This window comes from Rhodobacteraceae bacterium M382 (assembly GCA_025141015.1).
GTDB classification, from domain to species: domain Bacteria; phylum Pseudomonadota; class Alphaproteobacteria; order Rhodobacterales; family Rhodobacteraceae; genus Aliisedimentitalea; species Aliisedimentitalea scapharcae.
Map to the genome: position 1 here is coordinate 4254360 of CP081098.1, position 20178 is coordinate 4274537.

A 20178-nucleotide genomic window follows, 5' to 3' on the forward strand; every position below is an offset into this window, starting at 1 on the left:
CGAGATCAGAAACGCAAAGACCCTACCCAGGAGACGGATCAGCATGTCCCAATACCCCACCAGCTTTGACAAGGACGACCTGCTGAAATGTGCCCGTGGCGACTTGTTCGGCCCAGGCAACGCTCAGCTGCCCGCACCGCCCATGCTGATGATGGACCGGATCACCGAGGTGAGCGCCGATGGCGGTGCCCATGGCAAAGGTCATATCGTCGCCGAATTCGACATCAACCCGGATCTGTGGTTTTTCGAGTGCCATTTCCCTGGCAATCCGATCATGCCCGGCTGTCTGGGACTGGACGGTTTGTGGCAGCTGACCGGGTTCAACCTGGGTTGGCGTGGCTGGTTGGGCCGTGGTTACGCGCTGGGTGTGGGCGAAGTCAAACTGACCGGCATGGTCCGCCCTGACCGCAAGATGCTGACCTACAAGATCGACTTTACCAAAGCGATCCAGACCCGTCGCCTGACAATGGGTGTCGCTGATGGTATCGTCGAGGCCGACGGTGAAGTGATCTATCAGGTCAAGGACATGAAAGTCGCATTGAGCGAAAGCTGATCAGAACAACACTGACCAGGATAGTGAAAGAGGCCCTCGGGCCTCTTTTTTGATTGTCCGCTGCCTGGCCCAATACAAAACGGGCAATTGCCATGCGTTCAGGCCACCCAGGGCCACTCACGCTGATCAGGCCGCGACACCGGACCAAACGACGTCGAACTGGAGTGGTTTCCAGACGCCCAAACCCGCCTCAGGCGCGTTCAGATTCATTTTGGTTTATCAAGCCACGCAACAGTTCAAATTTTACACGGTTTGCGCTGACCTGACGGTAGAATGAAATCAAGAACGCTGTTGGCCCATTCAGCCTGCTCAGCCCCATCGTTGCAGCAACAACGGTTCCAACGTCCGTACGACCCTCCAGAACAAGCACACCGCCAATCATGAATACAGCAACCGTTCCAGCACCATTGATTGCGCTCAACAGGAACTTGGTCGACAGCTTCCATTGGAACATTGATTGCCTGACCTGATAGATGCGGTCGAATTCCTGAAAAACCGTTTGGACAATGGCGTCAAGCTCGGTGGCGGTTATCTGGTCCGTTGCGCGCCGTAAAACCCGGATACGCTCGGCCAGCAGCACGTTCACTTTGCGCTGCGTCAACAATACGATCAGCACCTGAGGGGCAATGATCGAAAGAGCTATGATCCCGAGACCGGGTTGAGTGGATGCCACAAAGCCAACCACACTGATCAATGTTCCGATTTGCATCACAGGTTCGGAAAAAGCGCTACCTGTGAACTTGCCCAGCTCTTCGGCCTCGGCCGAAATGGCCGTTGACAGCGTACCGGTCGGAATTTTTACCCGATCGCGCCCTCCGCCAGCAGAGTCTTCCAATAAACGTTTCCGGATCAACCGGATAACATCTTCACCCAGGATTTGAGAGCGATACCCCATCAGCCATTTGAACCCCAGACTGAGCAAGACAACCCCCATCATCCCTGCGCCAAGCGTAAAAAGCTGCGACACCCCGTAAGATCCCTTTGTCAGCAGGTTCACGATCTCTTTTTGGAAATGCAGGGGTGCTGCCGCGAGACCCGCAATGGCGAGCGATAGCAGGATAAGAATGATCTGGCGCCGTCCGCTGACCCGCCAGATCGCACGATAGAGTTGAAGCATTTGGCCCCCTTGCGCGACAACATTGACACCTGATGGACGCCCACGACTATTAAAAAATACAGGGCCGGGATCAACGGGCCACTTTCATGAACTCACAAGTACCGCGGCTAAACCCGCGAAAGCCACAGGCAATCGCTCTTGGGCAACCGCTCTTGGGCAACCGTTCTGGCACCGCCCCTACCCATGTACCAGGTCTCCGAACCCAGAACGCCGCCGCTGACTGGCAACGCCTGGTGTTACAGCCTGTAATCCGTGGCCGGGTCAGACCAACAGGTCAAAGGTTTCGCCTGCGATCCGGAGATTGATTTCGTCCTGGCCCTGACCATCAACCAGCGCCCAGATGATTTGACCGGTGGGCCTGTAGATCACAAAGGCCTCCTGTTGCAAGTCCTCGCCCGCGCGTTCACCAACACCATTGGCGGTGTGCGCAAAATTGACCTGAAAATCGCCTCGGGCCGCGGCCCCGCCACCCCAGAGCAGAATATCCCCATCATCAGATGAATAGTCCTGAATCCAGTCGGACCCATGTCCCGGAACTCCGACATGAAAGAAACGATCCGCACCGCTTCCGCCGTTGAGCCGATCATGCCCAAAGCCGCCATTCAAATAGTCATCTCCATCGCCGCCAAACACCTGATCCGAAAGCGCCCCTCCGCTGAGCGTGTCATTGCCCTGCTGACCAACCAATGTGTCCGCACCCAGACCACCCAGAATACGGTCATTGCCATCCTGGCCAAACACATGATCATTTCCTGCGCCTGCAAGCACATGATCATCACCGTCACCCGCCAGAATCATGTCTGCCAGATCAAATTCGGCCATGTCGCTTCCGCCGATGATCAGATCATCGCCCACACCCCCATTGATCGTGTCAGAGCCCTGCCCACCATTGATCGTGTCGTTTCCTGCGCGCCCGAACAAATAGTCACTGCCCTCCTGGCCACGAACGTAATCGTCCCCGTCGCCACCATCCGCGAAGTCATTTCCTTCGTTCCCGTCGATGGTATCGACCCCGCTTTGACCATACAAAACGTCATCCGCATTCCCACCCCACAGCCGGTCGTCACCCGCGCCGCCTTCCTGGGTGGTCGGGCCGTACCATCCGTTCAGAGAGTCGTTGCCATCCCCCCCACGCAGAACGTCTCCTTCTCCGCCTCCAGATTGCAATTCGTCGTCTCCGGGCCCACCATCCAACGTGTCGTTTCCAAAATCACCTTCCAGCGTGTCGTTGCCCCGGCCGCCTTCGATGGAATCATCGCTGAAGGACCCATTCAGGTAGTCGTTGCCCGGGCCGCCAAAAATCAGGTCATTGCCTGCGTCTCCGTCGATCTGGTCATTCCCGATGCCACCGGTAATAGTATCAGCACCTGGTGTGCCATTCAGGTAAAGGTTGAACGTCCCCGCTTCGAGCAAGATCTGATAAGCGCTATCGCTGCGATCCGCGAAAACCAAGTCTTCTATATTATAGAGGAAATCTGTCTGATCATCACCCAGCGCATCGTCACGCGCGGTCACAACAATGGCCTGCCCCTCCCGCTCCAAAGACATTGGAATCTCGGGTATCGACGAAAACCGCTCCGGTATTCCCGTCAACGCAAAGTCATAGTCCCGCCAGTTCCCGGAAAAGACGGCTGTATCGGTGCCTTCTCCTCCATCCAGAACATCGACCCCGTCACCGCCAACTAGCGTATCGTCGCCGGATCCGCCCTCCAGCAAATCGATATCCTCGCCCCCGACAAGAGAGTCGTCACCATCCAGGCCGCGCAGCGTGTCGTTCCCGATGCCCCCGTCAAGTGTCTCATTCTCTCCGGGTACACCCTCGATCACATCGTCAAAGGCACCTGTCTCGCGCAGAGTTTCCGTGACCAGTTCGTCAAGTGTCATCCGACGGTTATCAAAAACAAGCTCTTCGATCCCAAGGATCAAATCCTGCCCATCCCCGGTGCGGCTGTTGCGCCCCGTGATAGCATACACTGGCCCCATATCCCGAAGGTGCTCGGGAACCTCCGTCTCCGCGACCAAAACGGCGGTATAATCCTCCCAGTTTCCAGCCCAAAAGGCGACATCCGTGCCATCGGAGCCGTGAATCGTATCGTCGCCTGCACCGGCAAGAAACAGATCATGACCCAGCCCGCCGCTCAGCATGTCGTTGCCGGTGCCACCGATCAGGCGATCATCCCCGTCACTGCCAGTCAATGTATCGTCACCGGCGGCCCCATCAACAAATCCAGGGCTGTCCAGTGTTTCCAAATCGGCATCGTCTGTCAGAATACGCGGCGACAGAACGTGAAATGCTGCCCCGTCAATCAATCGTCCGACATAGGGATCACCAGGTTCGCCTGCATTATCCCAAACCGCAGTAATCAAACCATCCGCCGTGACGTTCAGTTCTCGCCAGTCGATGTTTCTTTTGTCTCCAAGGCGAATTCCCGGTCCTTCGCTTTGTCCGTCAGCGGCATAGGTTGACAGATAAATCACGTCTTCTTGGGGCCCGCCGGTATCCGCAAGCTGCCCGCCTCTGAGCAATACGACACCACCGTCGGGGCGAATTTCCGCGATCGCGGTTCGTTCATAAAACAGACCAGCCAGAGGATCCTCTGCCTTGTCGACCAAATTGATGCTGACAACCTCTGTCCCGTCATCCGGCACAATGTGTTTGTCGAAGCCCGACCTAACCGAAGACGTTACCAGAACCAAAGCCCCATCCGCATTCAGCTCCACATCCAAAAGCTGGACAAAGCTGGCATAGGACGCGTCGAACCGCACCAACTCGCGTGCTTCGCCTGTCAAAGCACCGTTTGCGTCGATCCCTTGCATCATGATCGAAGCATGATAATCCAATGACCCGTCTGGGGTTTCACCAACGACAAAGCCGCGCACGCTCAGAAACGCGGACGTTCCATCCCCAAGCGTCACAATCTGCCACTGTTGGATTTCACCGTCCTGGTCCCAAACAGAAGACGGATTTGGGTCAGACAGCGGGTTATCGAACAACGTTTGACGCGCGCCCAATGTGCCGTCAGCCTGCAGAATATAGCTGTAAATGTGGGCAGGCGGTTCGAGACCGTAGGAACGGGATTCGGCACCAAACGGCTCTGCCACGATCACAAGCGCAGTGCCATCCGGGCGTTCAAAGATGCTCAAAACTTCCGACACTTCGACGCCACCACGGCCCAGCCCAATGTCACGATCCAGGACTGCAGCGCCCGGGTTGGTCCAAACAGATGGTGAACCAACCGGGTTGCCATCAGCGTCAAATCTTTGCAACAGACTGTCCGGATCGGGTATGGACGCCGCAGTATACCCCCCGGGCGAGGCGGGCGCGATCCAGTCCTTTGGTTCGCCCGAATACACAAGCGCCAGACCACCATCATTCAACGCCGTAAGGCGGAGTTCCGGAATGTACCCGGACCAGCTGGCAAGACTTTGTGTTCCATCCAAAGCACCGTCTTCGGTCAGCCTGACGTGGCGAAGTTCCGTTTCCACACGATCCCCGGCAGGCACCTTGTGAGAGTGGAAATAGGACGTGCCTGTAACCACGCTATATTGGATGGAAACGTCACCAGTAGACCCAACAACAAAATCGCCTCTCAAATACCCACTGTCCTTTGGCACCGAGGCGAGAACAATTGGGGATCCCACGATTTCTCCCGAAGCATCGAACACAGAATACGTGAGAGTTCGAATTGCCTCGGTCGTGCTTTGAGTTATCACGCCAAGACCGCCATTCGGCAAAATCTGCCAGACAGATCCTGACCCGTCATTCGGTGTCAGTGTGAGGGTTTTTTCAAGATAACGGTCTTCCAAAAAAATCGACTGAGCCATGAATTCACCAATCTCGTAAATAACTTTATTCTATCGTGTGCAGGCTAAACCCCTGCACGGAAACTTGTCTAGAAATTGTTCGTAAACAATTGCCCTATCCGGTTCTGTAACAGGAAACAGGATGTGGCCCTGAAGATGGACACCCCTGTTGTTTCAACTCGTTTGGCACCCGCGTCCCGCCGCGCGATTGGAAACGCCGACTGGGCTCTGCCCCAACCCATCTTGCACCTCTCCCCCTCAAAGCCTACTAAGGCTTAAGCAAACAAGGGAGTGCACGTATGCGTCGTGTCGTCGTCACCGGGCTGGGGATCGTCTCGTCGATCGGGAACAATGCTCAGGAGGTCATCACCTCCTTGAAAGCCGGAAAATCGGGCATCGTTGCCAGTCCTGAAATGGTGGAACACGGGTTCCGCAGCCAGGTTGCTGGTACGCTCAAGCTCGACATCAAGGAACTGGTGGACAAACGCACCCTGCGGTTCATGGGACCCGGTGCTGCCTATGCTCATATTGCGATGTCTCAGGCGATTGCAGACGCGGGTCTGGGCGAAGACGATGTGGTCAACACCCGCACCGGCCTGGTGGCCGGATCCGGCGGGCCATCGACCAGCGCCATGCTGGCCGCGCATCAGGTGGTGGCCAAAACCGGCGCGACCAAACGCATCGGGCCGTTCGCCGTGCCAAAATGCATGTCCTCGACGATTTCGGCCAATCTGGCCACTGCGTTCAAGATCAAGGGAATCAACTATTCGATCACCTCTGCCTGTTCGACCTCGCTGCATTGCATCGGCAACGCTGCGGAACAGATCATGATGGGCAAACAGGACGTGATGTTTGCCGGCGGCGGCGAGGAACTGGACTGGACCCTGTCCTGTCTGTTCGACGCCATGGGCGCGATGTCTTCGAAACAGAACGACAACCCGGACAAAGCCTCTCGTGCCTTTGACGAAGACCGCGACGGGTTCGTGATTTCGGGCGGCGGCGGCATTGTCGTGCTGGAAGATCTGGATCACGCCTTGGCGCGCGGTGCCAAGATCTATGCCGAAGTCACCGGTTTTGCCGCGACTTCGGACGGACATGACATGGTGGCCCCGTCGGGCGAAGGTGGCGAACGCGCCATGCGTCTGGCCCTGTCCACCCTGCCCGAAGATCGCAAGGTCAGCTATATCAATGCCCATGGCACATCGACCCCGGTCGGCGATGTCGGCGAAGTCGAAGCCTGCCGCCGGGTATTTGGCCAAGGGTATGTGCCGCCCATCAGTTCGACCAAATCCATGACCGGCCACGCCCAGGGAGCAGCCGGTGCGCTGGAGGCAATCTTTTGCCTGCTGATGCTGGACAATGACTTCATAACACCGTCGATCAACGTCGAAACGCTCGCCGAGGGTATTCAACCGGGTGAAATTGCCACTGAACTGGTCGAAAACGCAGGTCTTGATTCCGTAATGACCAACAGTTTCGGCTTTGGTGGCACCAATGGGTCGATGATCCTGAGCAAGTACAAGGGGTAAGCGCTGATGTCGGGACTTTTGCAAGGCAAACGCGGCTTGATCATGGGCGTCGCCAACGACCGGTCGATCGCATGGGGAATCGCCAAGTCCATGGCCGAAGCCGGGGCCGAACTTGCCTTTACCTATCAGGGCGACGCCTTTGGCAAGCGGTTGGAACCGCTGGCCGCCAGCGTCGGTTCGGATTTCATGGTCGATGTGGATGTCACCGATGACGCATCATTGGATACCGCATTCGAACAATTGGGCGCGCGGTGGCCAACGATAGATTTCGTGGTTCATGCCGTCGCCTATTCGGACAAAACAGAGCTGACAGGCCGGTTCCTGAACACCAGCCGTGCGAATTTCAAGAATTCGATGGATATCAGCGCCTACTCTTTCATAGAGGTGGCGCGCCGGGCCTATCCGCTGATGCAGGAAAACGGTGGCACCCTGCTGACACTCACCTATCAGGGGTCAAACCGTGTCGTCCCCAACTATAACGTCATGGGCGTGGCCAAAGCGGCGCTTGAATCGGCCACCCGTTATCTGGCCAACGACCTGGGCCCCGAAGGTATTCGCGTCAACGCGATCTCGCCCGGCCCCATGAAGACCCTGGCCGGGGCCGCAATTGGTGGGGCGCGCAAGACATTCAAACATACTGACCAAAACGCCCCCATGCGGTCGAACGCAACGCTGGAGGCCGTTGGCGGTACGGCAGTTTACCTTGCATCGGACGCAGGTGCCTGTACGACAGGTGAAATCATCCGCGTCGACGGCGGGTTCCACGTTCTGGGCATGCCGCAGCCGGATCATCTCTGATCACCTCGCAACTGGCGAGATTTCAAACCCAAGGCAATTGCCGTGGCTCCGTCATGGCATTGCCCCTTGGTTGCCATGATTCGTTGCTAGACAGACGACATGAAACAGGAAACCGCTGCCGCCTCATCCGTTCCCACGCTTCCCGACGAAATCACGCTCGGGGCCGTTTTACGGGAACCAACACGTAAACCCGTCTATCTGCGTGTAGCAGGCTGGTGTCTTGTTGTTGGGTGCGCCTTGTCCATGGGTGCCATCCTGGCCAGCACACCCCAGGTAACGCAAAAGCTGTCGTCCTGGACCAACCACGTGCCCGCCGCGACCCAGGTAGATACCGCGACGCTGACCACTGAAACGGTCTCTGAGGCCAACCCGGACACACAAAACCCCGAATTCACGACCGACGGAACGCCACTCGCAGCACCGGGGAAGCTCATGTCTGCTCTGGGGGCATTGTCGCGATCAGCCCGCAGTGCACTGGGGTATGGCGACCCGATGGACTATGTTGAACTGCCCACGGAAGAAAACACAGATCCTTCCGAAGGTGGCTTTTCGGCGTTTTTTGCTTCTGACGAGGATCCGGTAGCCCGGCCAGCGGTCAGCGCCATGCCCCAGAACCGCATTCCAATACGTCGCGCAGGCGTCAGCAACTGACACACCCAGGCATCACATGTGGCAGCACAGATGCTGGCACATGCGGGGATTTCTGGGCGCAGGCCGGTTGTGATCAGGCGATCGACACCAATTCAATGTCAAAATTCAGATCTTGGCCCGCCAGCGGATGATTGGCATCCAGAGTCACCGTTGCGTCATCAACTTCTACCACAGTCACCGGCAAAACTTGCCCTTCGGGGGTTTGCATCTGCAACTGAGTGCCGACTTCCAACGGAATATCGTCTGGGATCCCTTCGCGCGGGATTGCCTGACGTGCGGCCGGGTTGATTGGGCCATAGGCTTTCTCGCAGGCGATATTGATGGTCTTTTTGTCGCCAACCTTCATGCCTGCCATTTCCGCGTCCATACCCGGAATAACCTGACCGGCCCCCACAGTGAACGACAGCGGATCGCGGCCTTCGGAGCTGTCAAATACGCTGCCATCGGTCAAGGTGCCCTTGTAGTGGATATGCACCGTGTCGCCGTTCTTCACTTCTGTCATGAGGGGTCCGATCCTGTTCGGGTTTCAAAGGCGGCAAACCCTATAGCCTCTCACAGGAATGTAAAGACGCGCAGGGGTTTTCCGTCAAAACCGCCCTTTCCCCATCTGCAGGCCTGTGCCACTCTCCGCGTCAAGGAGAACCCGTCATGCCCATTACCACCTGTATTTTTGATGCCTATGGAACCTTGTTCGACGTCGCAGCCGCCGCCCGTCAGGCCGCCCAAGACCCCAAGTTTCCACAACTGGCAGATCGCTGGATGGCACTGGCCAACCATTGGCGGCTGAAACAGCTGCAATATACGTGGCTCAGGGCCGTGGCCGATGCACATGACAATTTCTGGGAGGTGACCCAGAACGGGCTGGATTGGGCATTGGAGGCAACGGGGCTGGACGGCGACGCGATTTTGCGCCAGCGATTGCTTGATCTTTATTGGGAGCTGCAAGCCTATCCCGAGGTGCCCGCCATGCTGGCCACTTTGAAACAGGCGGGGCTGAACACCGCGATTCTGTCCAACGGGTCTCCCGATATGTTGAACGGGGCCGTGCAATCTGCACAGATCGGCGCTCTTTTGGATGATGTCCTGTCAGTCGAAAGCGTTGGCATCTTCAAACCCCATGCCAATGTGTACGATCTGGTCGGGCAACGATTCAGCTGTGGCAAGGACGAGGTATTGTTCGTCTCCTCTAACGGCTGGGACGCGGGATGCGCAACCGGCTATGGGTTCACGACAGCTTGGGTCAACCGGGCAGGAGAACCGATGGATCGCCTGCCCTGGACCCCAGCCCATGTATTGTCCGACCTGACCACGATCCCACAGCTGGCAGGAGTCTGAATGCCCCGGTTCCCAACCGCCGATGGCCTGTCCCTGCACTATACGGATCAGGGCACCGGTCACCCCCTGTTGTGCCTACCCGGCCTGACCCGCTGTGGTCGCGATTTTGATTTCTTTGGCCCCCATGCCCGCGACCTTCGGTTGATCACGCTGGATTATCGCGGACGTGGAAAATCTGCGTACGACCCAACCTATGCCAACTACAATGTGGTGCAGGAATCCTGTGACGTGATCGAATTGCTCGATCATCTTGGATTGGAAAAGGTCTCACTTCTCGGCACCTCACGCGGGGGGCTGATCGCCATGGTGTTGGCCGCAACCCATGCCCATCGTCTGTCAGGCGTCATCCTGAACGATGTCGGCCCGGAAATCAGCCCAGATGGCATCGCCCGGATCCTGACCTATGTGGGCAAACCGCCCCGCGCCAAAACGCTGGAGCAGGCCGCCAGCGCCCTTGGGGATGCAATGACCCCACAGTTCCCGGACGTTCCCCTGTCCCGCTGGCAGCAACAGGCTGAAATCCAGTATCTGGAAACGGACGACGGGCTGACCCTGCGCTATGATCCGATGCTGGCCCAGGCCTTGCAGGATCAGGCGGCTTCTGGCGAAGCCCCGGACCTTTGGCCGCTGTTTGACGCTCTGGCCTCTGGCCCTTTGGGGGTGATCCGAGGCGCGAATTCAGACATACTTGGCCCAGAAACGCTGGCAGACATGCAACGCCGCAACCCGGATATGCTGGTTTGCACCGTGCCCAACCGCGGCCATGTGCCTTTTCTTGACGAGGCCCCCGCCATTGAATTTATCCATACCATCACGGAGATGTCCCGATGACCTCGCTCGCCATGATCGAAGCGGCCGCCTCACGTCTCAAGGGGCACGCCCGCCGGACGCCACTGCTCAGCTCTCCATTTCTGGATGACATTGCCGGACGACGGGTGCTGATCAAACCCGAATGCCTGCAGCATACCGGATCGTTCAAGTTCCGCGGTGGTTGGTCGGCTGTTTCGGCGCTGGCACCGGACGTGCGACAGCGGGGCGTGATCGCCTTTTCCAGCGGCAATCACGCGCAGGGTGTCGCATTGGCAGCACGCCAACACGGGGTTCCTGCGGTGATCGTCATGCCGGCGGATGCTCCGCAATTGAAAATAGACAACACCCGTGCGCTGGGGGCCGAGGTTGTCCTTTATGATCGTGTCGGCGGTGAAAGCCGTGAAGCCATCGGCCAGGAACTGTCACACGCGCGCGGTCTGACCCTGATCAAACCCTATGACGAACCGCAGGTGATTGCAGGTCAGGGGACAACCGGTTTGGAGATCGCAGCCCAAGCCGCCGAATTGGGGGTTGAAACCGCGGATGTTCTGGTCTGTTGCGGTGGTGGCGGGTTGACGTCAGGTATCGCCCTGGCGCTCGAAGGGCATGCACCGGGCCTGCGCCCGCGCCCCTGTGAACCGGCCGGGTTCGATGACGCAACCCGATCGCTGGCGTCTGGAAAAATCCAGGCCAATCCAACCCAATCCGGGTCGATCTGTGATGCCATCGTGACACAGCAGCCGGGCGATTTGACCTTTCCCATCATGTCGCGCCTGTGTGGCCCCGGGTTGGTGGTGACCGATGACGAAGCCATGCATGCCATGGCCCTGGCTTTTTCCCGGCTCAAGGTCGTGGCCGAACCCGGCGGTGCCGTGGCCCTGGCCGCCGCCTTGTTTCGCAAGGACCAAATCCAGGGCGACACCGTTGTTGCCTTGATTTCCGGCGGCAACGTCGACCCGGAAATGTTTCGCGCCGCCCTGGCAACCTATGCTTGAGACCGTGACGAACAAAGCTGGCTGTCCGCAGCCCCAACCCGACCGGAGGGTATCATGACGCGCTTTACCATCGCCTCGTTCAACGTCAAAAATCTGATCGGCCCTGATCGGGAATACTACAAATTCCAAGTTTACACGCCCGAGGAATACGCCTGGAAACTGGACTGGATGGCGGACCAATTGCTGACAATGGACGCGGATGTTGTCGGTTTTCAAGAAATCTTCGAAGAAGACGCGCTGCGTGAGGTCATTGCCGAAACCGATCGTCGCGGGCGCGAAGCAAATGCCGCAAATATTCCTGGCCCCGGCAAACGCTATCGGCGCAAGGCAATCTTTCGCAAACTTTCCTACACCCCCTATACCAGCGCAGCGCTCGCCTTTGCGCCAAATATGCATGATACAGGTGAACCCGGGCGACGCCGCCCAGGATTGGCGATCTTGTCACGACTGGGTTTCGTTGGCGCGCCGGAAATCATACAGAACCTGGATGCGCCCCTGGACATCCCGATGGCTGCTCTTGGCGGAGACGAGGATGCAGGGTGTTTTCGCCTGCACCGCCTGTCGCGCCCAATCCTCAAGGTGCGTATCCCGGTCGGTGGCCAGGTGATCACGGTTTTCAACTGCCACCTGAAATCCAAATTGGGCGAATATATCACGCCCAAAGGTGCCGAATACGCCCCAGAGGCCGTTCTGAGTGCCTATGATCCGGCTGGGCGCGCCATGGGTGCCCTCCGCGCCGCACTGCGCCGGATGGCCGAAGCTTGGGTTCTGCGCCGTGCTATTCTGGAAGAAATAGACCAGGGCCACCCCGTTATGGTTCTGGGTGATTTCAACGATGGAGAACATGCAGTCAGCAGCGAAATCATCAGCGGCGAGATCCCCTTTCACAATTATTCCTGGATGCTGCGCCACGATGCCAAGCAATCGAGTGACCGATATACACGCGAAGAAAACAGGCTAATCACCGAAGCCGTTGATCGGGTCAGACTGCGGTCCGCCGAAAAGATATTCTTGCGAAAATCCTTGAGGGATGTCGTGTACACCACCGCCTTTGGCGGGGTACATGAAAGCATCGATCAGATATATATGTCCCGCCATTTCGATCCGTCGTGGCCCAAGGCGGTGGGAAGAATGCAGTATTTTAGCGTTTTCAATGATCATTTGACGGATGGCAGCCACCCCGAGGCTCCCTATAACAAACTCGCCTCGGACCACGGGCAGATCATGGCCCACATGGAACTTGTCTCCGCATCCGCGTGACCAAAAGTTTTCACTAAAACTTTTGGCAAATTTCTTAGTTAAGAAATTTGCCCGCTGCCGCCCTCCAGAACGCTTTACCCCACGGTTGCAGCCCGGTTACAACGGGCAGATCCATTCACAGGGAGCAAGCCCATGCAGATTGCAGATCTCGGAGACGTACAGCTGCATTACCGGATCGATGGCCCATCTGATGGAGCTCCGGTGGTGTTTGCCAATTCTCTGGGCACGGATTTAAGACTCTGGGATCAGGTTTTGCCGCTATTGCCCCCGAGGTTCCGCTATATCCGCTACGACAAACGCGGGCACGGTCTCTCTTCACTGCCGTCCGGACCATATTCCATGGGCGCATTGGTCAGAGATGCCGAACGCCTTTTGGATCACCTGCAGGTGCGAGACTGCGTGTTTGTGGGCCTGTCCATCGGTGGCATGATCGCCCAAGGATTGGCTGTCAAACGGCTGGATCAAGTCCGGGCGTTGGTTTTGTCCAACACTGCAGCCAAAATCGGGATTCCCGAACAATGGCAGGAACGGATTCAGACCATCAAGACGCACGGCATTGAAGCTCTGGCTGATCCGATCATGGAGCGCTGGTTTTCGCGCGCATTCCGCAATACGCCAGAATGCGCCCTGTGGCGCAACATGCTGTTGCGCCAGCCAGCCGAAGGCTATGCTGGATGTTGCGCTGCGATTTCAGGCACAGATTTCTTTACCCCAACCAGCGGATTACGCCTTCCGACATTGGGCATCGCGGGCAGCGACGACGGCGCGACACCGCCGGATCTGGTACGCGAAACAACAGCCCTGATCCCAGGCTCCAAATTTCACCTGATCCGCAAAGCCGGGCATCTGCCGTGTGTAGAGCAGCCCGAGGAATATGCAGCGCTCCTGACCCAGTTTTTGACTGACACAGGACATGGTCAGATCTGATGTCGGATTTTCTGCTGATTCATGGATCGTGTCACGGGCGCTGGTGTTGGCGCTTTTTGATCGCTGCGCTCGAAGCTCAGGGACACACGGCCCGCGCCATCGACCTCCCCGGTCATGGAGATGACCCGACCCCATTGACGGACGTGACATTGGAGATGACCGCAGACGCCATTCTGAAAGCGTCTGATCCCGGCACCATCCTCCTGGGGCATTCCTGGGGCGGCATTCCGATCAGCCTGGCGGCGGAGATGAACCCATCTGCGATGCGCGGGCTGATTTATCTGTGTGCCTATGTTCCGGTGGCAGGGCTGTCGATGATCGATCTTCGCAAGCGGGCACGCCGACAACCGTTGATGGGGGCCATCGTAAAGGATGAGCTTGGACAGAGCTATACGATTGATCCAGATCAGGTTCCCGCATTGTTTTATCACGATTGTCCTGTTGACTCAGTTGCGCTGGCGCTGGATCGCCTGACACCTCAAGCCATTCGCCCGCAGGACACTGCGCTGGTATCGACGACCCGCTGGCAGGGCGTTCCCAAAGCGTATATCCGCTGCACACAGGACAGGACGATCCCACCAGAGTATCAGACCGAAATGACGGCCGATTGGCCTTTGGATCGAGTCTTTGAAATGCAGACATCCCATTCCCCATTCTTTGCGGACCCACAGGGTTTGGCAACGCTGATGGGACACATCTCACGAGGATTATGATGGCAGGTTCGGTTTTTACATCTGCGCTGTATGGCGACCTTTTTTCGACAGCCGAGATCGGGCGTTTATTCACCGACAGCGCCGAATTGCGCGCCATGTTGCTGGTAGAAGGTACATTGGCCCAGGTTCAGGGCGCTCTGGGCGTAATACCAGCGGACAGCGCAGGTGCCATTCGTAGAGCGTCTTTGGAAATTCAGCTGGATCCTGGTGCCCTGCGCAAGCCGACTGGACAAAATGGCGTTTCGGTTCCCGGCCTTGTCGCAGCGTTCCGGGCGGAAATGCAAGCACCAGAACATGCCCAATTCGTCCATTGGGGGGCCACATCCCAGGACATCATCGACACCGGCCTGATGTTGCGGTTGCGGCAGGCGCTGGCCTTGATGGAAACGGATCTGCGTGCATTTGTCGAAACCTTGGCCACTTTGGCCGAACGTCATGCGGATACGCCAATGCCTGCACGCACCTATGGCCAGCACGCCACTCCCACCAGCTTTGGCGCTGTGGTGGCAGGGTGGGGGCAACCGGTGATGGACCTTCTGGATGACTTGGGCGACCTGCGATCTTCCTGCTTGCTGGTCTCGCTGTCAGGCGCTGCCGGGACCAATTCGGCGCTGGGAGAGACAGCAGCACAGCAAAGAGCCGAGCTGGCAAAGGGCTTGGGGCTGGGTGATCCCGGGCGCAGTTGGCATACGGACCGCAATCCAATTCTTCGTATCGCGGACTGGATGACCCGGGTCACGCTGGCGTTGGCTAAGCTGGGCGAAGATTCAACCGATCTGGTGCAAAGTGGCATCGCAGAGCTGCGGTTGGGCGGCGCAGGGGCATCCTCGACCATGCCCCAGAAACAGAACCCGGTGGCTCCGGCGGTGCTGTGTGCTGTTGCGGCGCAGACTGTGGCCCTGAATGGCACTCTGCAAAACGCGTCAGTGCACCGTCATCAACGCGATGGGGCGGCATGGTTCACGGAATGGATGTGCCTGCCGCAGATCGTGTTGGGGGCCGCCTGTTCCGCGCGTACGGCATGTGACCTGGGCGCAGGATTGGAACCTCAGACCAAACAGATGCTGACCACCGTCGATGGCGGCCTGGGCATGATCCACGCCGAAGCGCTCAGCTTTGCTCTGGCAGAAACCATGCCACGACCGGATGCCCAAGCGGCAGTCAAGGCGCTCTGCCGAACCGCACAGGAAAGCCAGAAGCACCTGCGCGACCTTGTGGCAGCAGCCCACCCTGAGCTGAACGTGGAACATTTGTTCGATCCCGGTCGGCAGTTGGGCCATGCCCCGACAGAGGCCCGTGCCTTTGTTGCCCGGGTTGGCCAGAACCGCAACGTGAACACGTGAAACGGAATCGGGCCGCTCCCGCCCGGTTGTGACGCCTCTGCGAGGCACCAAAACCCGTTGGGCCTGGCAGGTCACAAGGCGCTGACGCGCCCAGATGACCTGCCCCCGGACCTGTTCCCTCGCGTCGCCAAACCGGATCCGAGGTTTTCGCGCTTTCCCGTCCATATTAGCCTGCGCCCAACCCAGATCAATTCATGAGGCCCGCATTGCGCCTGTCCGTTCTGTTTCTATTGTCGACCGTGATGCTGGATGCCATGGGAATCGGGCTGATCATGCCGATCATGCCGTCCCTGATCCGCGAAGTTCAGGGCGGCGACCTCGCGGATGCTGCATTGTGGGGCGGCATCCTGTCCACGGTGTTTGCAGTGATGCAGTTTCTGTTTTCACCGCTTTTGGGCAACTTGTCGGACCGGTTCGGGCGGCGTCCGGTGTTGCTGGTCTCTCTGACTATGATGAGCTGCTCCTATCTGGTGCTGGCCCAGGCGACGGCCTTGTGGGTTCTGTTGGTCGGGCAAATGATCAGCGGCATCACTTCGGCCACCCATGCGACCGCGGGTGCCTGTATGGCGGATCAATCCAAACCGCACGAAAAGGCGGCAAATTTCGGGCTGTTGGGAGCCGGGTTTGGCGTTGGCTTTGTCTTGGGGCCGCTGGTGGGCGGATTGCTGGGAGAATTGGGCACCCGCGCGCCGTTCTACGCAGCGGCCGGTGTGGTCGGGCTGAATGCGCTGCTGGGCGCGGTCGCCATGCGCGAGACTCTACCCCCCGAAAAACGCCGTCCCTTTGCGTGGCGCCGTGCCAACCCGTTGGGTGCCTTTTTCGGGATCTCGAAACTGCCGGGGATCGCACCCTTGTTGCTGGTCTATTTCATCTATTCCGTTGCGCTGTATGTCTATCCGGCAATCTGGTCCTACTTCACGCAGGCCCGGTTCGACTGGAGCCCGCAAACCATCGGCCTGTCGCTGGGGCTGTTCGGGATTTCAATGGCATTGGTTCAGGGTGTGTTGATCCGACTGGTGCTGCGATGGGTCGGAGAACGCAAGACAGTGATCTATGGTCAGCTGTTCGACGCAGTGGCCTTTTTCCTGTTGGCGATTGTCACCAGCGGCGCAGCCGCGTTGATCCTGACACCGGTTGCCGCGCTGGGCGCAGTGGTGTCGCCAGCATTGCAGGCCATCATGTCACGCCGGGTCAGCGATGACGCGCAGGGAGAATTGCAGGGGGTGTTCACGTCGGTTCATGCCTTGTCCATGATCGTGTCGCCTTTGATGATGGCATCCGTGTTTTCCGCCTTTACCCGCGAGGGCGCGCCGGTCCATTTCCCCGGTGCGCCGTTTTTGGTATCAATGGCGCTGATCTTTGTCGCGTTGGCGGTCTTCCTGCGTCAACCCAAAGAGCAAGGTTGATCCCGACTGACTTTCGTAGCGTAATAACGACATGAATGGGGCGGTTTACCGCTTGCGGCACCAGGGCTGGCGGGTCACCCTGACCAGAACAAGGCAGCAAGGGAACTCGCAATGCAAACCATCAAGGCAGCCGTTTGCCACGAATTTGGGGCCCCTCTGGTCATCGAGGATATCCAACTGGCACCGCCGGGAATGGGCGAGGTCGAAATCACCCTGGATGCCGTCGCGATCTGCCATTCTGACATCTCTTATGCCGATGGGGCCTGGGGTGGACATCTGCCGGCCGTCTATGGTCACGAAGCGGCTGGAATCATCACCCGCGTCGGCGATGGTGTGACCGGCTTCGATCTGGGGGACAGCGTTGTGGTCACGCTGATCCGCAGCTGTGGAACCTGCCCCAGCTGTGCCAGCGGCAAGCCGACCATTTGCGAAACACCCCACAATACGGTCAAGGGGCCGCTGCGCACTGCAGAAGGCGGACCATTGGATCAGGCGATGTCCTGTGGTGCCTTCGCCGAAAAAGTTGTCGTGGACCAGCGCCAGATCGTCCAAATCCCCTCGGATATGGCCAAGGACGTCGCCTCTCTGCTGTCCTGCGGGGTCATCACCGGCGTCGGAGCTGCTGTGAATGCGGCCGGACTGCGGGCCGGGCAGGACGTGGTGGTGATCGGCGCGGGCGGTGTCGGGTTGAACGCCATTCAGGGCGCGCGCATCGCCGGGGCCCGGCGGATCGTGGCCGTGGACATGACCGAAGAAAAGCTCGAGATAGCCCGGTCATTCGGTGCCACCCATGGGGTGTTGGCCAGCGACCCGACCCCGTGGAAGGCATCCTACAAGGCCCTCGGAGGACGTGGAGCGGATGCGGTGCTGGTCACCGTCGGCGCAATCCCGGCCTATGAACAGGCAATGCGCTATCTGGGACGGGGTGGCAAGGCAATCATGATCGGAATGCCCCATTCCGGGGCCAAGGCGGCGTATGAACCCGTGGTCATGGCCGCCATCGGTCAGGGGCTTATCGGGTCGAAAATGGGGGACGTTGTGATCCAGCGTGATATCCCCTGGATGATCGACCTGTATCAACAGGGACGGCTGAAGCTGGACGAACTGATTTCCAGACGTTGGACGTTGGACCAGATCAACGACGCAATTGCCGACACCAAGACCGGTAGCGCCAAGCGCAACGTCATCCTGTTCGATCGAGACCCGACAGGAAACTGAACACCTGGGAGTGCACGAGATGAAACTGCAAGATCTCGACGTTATCGTCACGGCCCCGCCCGCACCAGGATGGGGCGGTCGGTATTGGATTTTGGTCAAGATCACCACAGACAGCGGGGTGACCGGCTGGGGGGAATGTTACGCCTCGACCATTGGCCCCCAGGCGATGACACATGTGATCCAGGATGTGTTCGACCGTCACATGGGCGATCAAAATCCCGAAGACATCGAATTGATGTTTCGTCGTATCTATTCTTCGGGCTTTACCCAACGCCCCGATTTGACGGTCATGGGCGCATGGTCGGGGTTGGAAATGGCCTGTTGGGATATTCTGGGCAAAGACCGCGACCGGCCCGTGCACGCGCTGATTGGTGGGCGGATGAATGACCGGATCCGGGCCTATACTTACCTTTATCCGCTGCCGCACCACGATCTGAACGATTTCTGGACGTCACCAGATATGGCAGCCGAAACTGCCTCCGAACTGGTCTCGCGGGGCTATACAGCCGTAAAATTCGACCCGGCCGGCCCCTATACCATGCGTGGCGGGCACATGCCTGCGATGAGCGATATTTCACAGTCCGTCGCCTTTTGCAAAGCCATCCGCGAGGCCGTTGGCGACAAGGCCGACCTGCTGTTCGGCACGCACGGGCAATTCACAACCGCCGGGGCCATCCGCCTGGGGCAGGCGCTGGAACCCTATTCGCCATTGTGGTTCGAAGAACCGGTGCCACCAGACAATTATCCTGAAATGGCCAAAGTCGCGCACGCTGTCCGCATCCCGGTCGCCACCGGTGAACGGCTAACCACCAAGGCCGAATTTGCAGCCGTCCTACAGTCGGGTGCCGCAACGATCCTGCAACCGGCTTTGGGACGTGCAGGCGGGATCTGGGAGATGAAAAAGGTCGCCGCCATCGCCGAAGTCTATAACGCCCAGATTGCACCGCATCTGTATGCGGGTCCTGTGGAATGGGCTGCGAACATTCAATTGGCAGCGTCAATTCCCAATATCCTTTTGGCTGAAACCATCGAAACCCCGTTTCACGACGCATTGATCAAAAGCAGCATTCAGGTCGAAGACGGGTTCATCCCGACGCCGACAGCATCAGGATTGGGGATAGACGTGGACGAAGACCTGGCTCGCGCCCACCCGTTTACAGGATCCGACCTGCATCTGAACATGCGCGATGATCCTTGCGACTACGTGAATGGCAATGCGTTCCAGGGCGGCTCTCCGGCCATACTCTCAAAAACCTGACCCGACACAGTGATGCGCCTGCAAAGGGGCATCACCCTTCACCAATTCGTGCGGATTGCAAGAGTCGCTTCACAATGCCTGTAACAACGATATATTCTATCGATATCAATTCAGGATTCAGGACCGTGACTGCTCAACCCGCCTCCGCTATCTCACCGGAAATTCCAACCGATATGGAACAGCGTGCCGCCGAGGCCGCAGCCTTTCTCAAGACTTTGGCGCATGAGGGACGACTTATGATCCTGTGTCATCTTGGAACCGGCGAACGCTCGGTGGGAGAGCTGGAAGAGCTGCTGGGCATTCGACAGGCCGCAGTCAGCCAGATGCTGGCCCGCCTGCGCGACGAAGGGTTGGTGACCACCCGCCGCGATGGCAAGACGATCTATTATTCCCTAAGCGACAGCAACACCGAACAGGTGATCGGGCTGTTGTATTCCCTGTTCTGCAATCCTGACTGATCT

Annotated in this window: 18 protein-coding genes; 15 read left to right on the top strand and 3 right to left on the bottom strand. The window is 58.4% G+C overall.

Annotated features, from left to right (window positions below):
• Positions 1-43 precede the first annotated feature (43 nt).
• Entirely contained in the window at positions 44-553 is a 510-nt protein-coding gene (gene fabA, locus K3727_19715) for a bifunctional 3-hydroxydecanoyl-ACP dehydratase/trans-2-decenoyl-ACP isomerase (GenBank protein ID UWQ90943.1), read from the top strand.
• A gap of 190 nt (positions 554-743) precedes the next feature.
• On the opposite strand, the gene K3727_19720 is transcribed toward fabA, so the two are convergent.
• Together K3727_19720 and K3727_19725 are read right to left on the bottom strand one after the other, a co-directional pair.
• Entirely contained in the window at positions 744-1670 is a 927-nt protein-coding gene (locus K3727_19720; GenBank protein ID UWQ90944.1) for an ABC transporter ATP-binding protein, read from the bottom strand.
• A 261-nt stretch (positions 1671-1931) separates the two neighbouring features.
• Positions 1932-5312 (bottom strand): hypothetical protein, encoded by a 3381-nt coding sequence (locus K3727_19725; GenBank protein ID UWQ90945.1) that lies wholly within the window; start codon positions 5310-5312, stop codon positions 1932-1934.
• A gap of 461 nt (positions 5313-5773) precedes the next feature.
• On the opposite strand from K3727_19725, the gene fabB reads away from it, so the two are divergent.
• From fabB to K3727_19740, 3 genes are all read left to right on the top strand, one after another.
• Positions 5774-7003: a beta-ketoacyl-ACP synthase I gene (fabB, locus tag K3727_19730; GenBank protein ID UWQ90946.1), complete on the top strand. Its 1230-nt coding sequence runs from the start codon at positions 5774-5776 to the stop codon at positions 7001-7003.
• Between the two features lie 6 nt (positions 7004-7009).
• A complete protein-coding gene (locus tag K3727_19735) occupies positions 7010-7801 on the top strand; it encodes an enoyl-ACP reductase (GenBank protein ID UWQ90947.1) in 792 nt (263 codons plus the stop codon).
• Positions 7802-7900: 99 nt separating this feature from the next.
• Complete coding sequence (locus K3727_19740) at positions 7901-8452, top strand: hypothetical protein (GenBank protein ID UWQ90948.1); 552 nt, start codon at positions 7901-7903, stop codon at positions 8450-8452.
• Between the two features lie 73 nt (positions 8453-8525).
• Here the strand turns inward: K3727_19740 and K3727_19745 are convergent, their stop codons facing one another.
• A complete protein-coding gene (locus K3727_19745) occupies positions 8526-8954 on the bottom strand; it encodes a peptidylprolyl isomerase (protein ID UWQ90949.1) in 429 nt (142 codons plus the stop codon).
• A gap of 146 nt (positions 8955-9100) precedes the next feature.
• Here K3727_19745 and K3727_19750 point away from each other — a divergent pair, with 146 nt between their 5' ends.
• The 11 genes from K3727_19750 to K3727_19800 all read left to right on the top strand — a co-directional run bounded on the left by K3727_19750 (position 9101) and on the right by K3727_19800 (position 20175).
• A complete protein-coding gene (locus K3727_19750; protein ID UWQ90950.1) occupies positions 9101-9787 on the top strand; it encodes a haloacid dehalogenase type II in 687 nt (228 codons plus the stop codon).
• Entirely contained in the window at positions 9788-10618 is an 831-nt protein-coding gene (locus tag K3727_19755) for an alpha/beta hydrolase (GenBank protein UWQ90951.1), read from the top strand.
• A complete protein-coding gene (locus tag K3727_19760; protein UWQ90952.1) occupies positions 10615-11592 on the top strand; it encodes a threonine/serine dehydratase in 978 nt (325 codons plus the stop codon). Before K3727_19755 ends, K3727_19760 begins: the two co-directional genes overlap by 4 nt.
• A 54-nt stretch (positions 11593-11646) precedes the next feature.
• On the top strand, positions 11647-12852 hold the full coding sequence (locus K3727_19765) for an endonuclease/exonuclease/phosphatase family protein (GenBank protein ID UWQ90953.1): 1206 nt from the start codon (positions 11647-11649) through the stop codon (positions 12850-12852).
• 132 nt (positions 12853-12984) lie between these two features.
• A complete protein-coding gene (gene pcaD, locus K3727_19770; GenBank protein ID UWQ90954.1) occupies positions 12985-13779 on the top strand; it encodes a 3-oxoadipate enol-lactonase in 795 nt (264 codons plus the stop codon).
• A complete protein-coding gene (locus tag K3727_19775; protein UWQ90955.1) occupies positions 13779-14492 on the top strand; it encodes an alpha/beta fold hydrolase in 714 nt (237 codons plus the stop codon). Before pcaD ends, K3727_19775 begins: the two co-directional genes overlap by 1 nt.
• On the top strand, positions 14492-15835 hold the full coding sequence (locus K3727_19780; GenBank protein UWQ90956.1) for an adenylosuccinate lyase family protein: 1344 nt from the start codon (positions 14492-14494) through the stop codon (positions 15833-15835). The genes K3727_19775 and K3727_19780 overlap by 1 nt, the downstream gene beginning before the upstream one ends.
• Before the next feature lie 194 nt (positions 15836-16029).
• Complete coding sequence (locus tag K3727_19785) at positions 16030-17241, top strand: TCR/Tet family MFS transporter (protein ID UWQ90957.1); 1212 nt, start codon at positions 16030-16032, stop codon at positions 17239-17241.
• Positions 17242-17352: 111 nt separating this feature from the next.
• Positions 17353-18459 (top strand): Zn-dependent alcohol dehydrogenase, encoded by a 1107-nt coding sequence (locus K3727_19790; protein ID UWQ90958.1) that lies wholly within the window; start codon positions 17353-17355, stop codon positions 18457-18459.
• Between the two features lie 19 nt (positions 18460-18478).
• The gene (locus K3727_19795) at positions 18479-19717 is read left to right on the top strand and encodes a mandelate racemase/muconate lactonizing enzyme family protein (GenBank protein UWQ90959.1); all 1239 of its coding nucleotides are present in this window, start codon (positions 18479-18481) and stop codon (positions 19715-19717) included.
• A 173-nt stretch (positions 19718-19890) separates the two neighbouring features.
• Positions 19891-20175 (top strand): metalloregulator ArsR/SmtB family transcription factor, encoded by a 285-nt coding sequence (locus tag K3727_19800; protein UWQ93468.1) that lies wholly within the window; start codon positions 19891-19893, stop codon positions 20173-20175.
• Positions 20176-20178 lie beyond the last annotated feature (3 nt).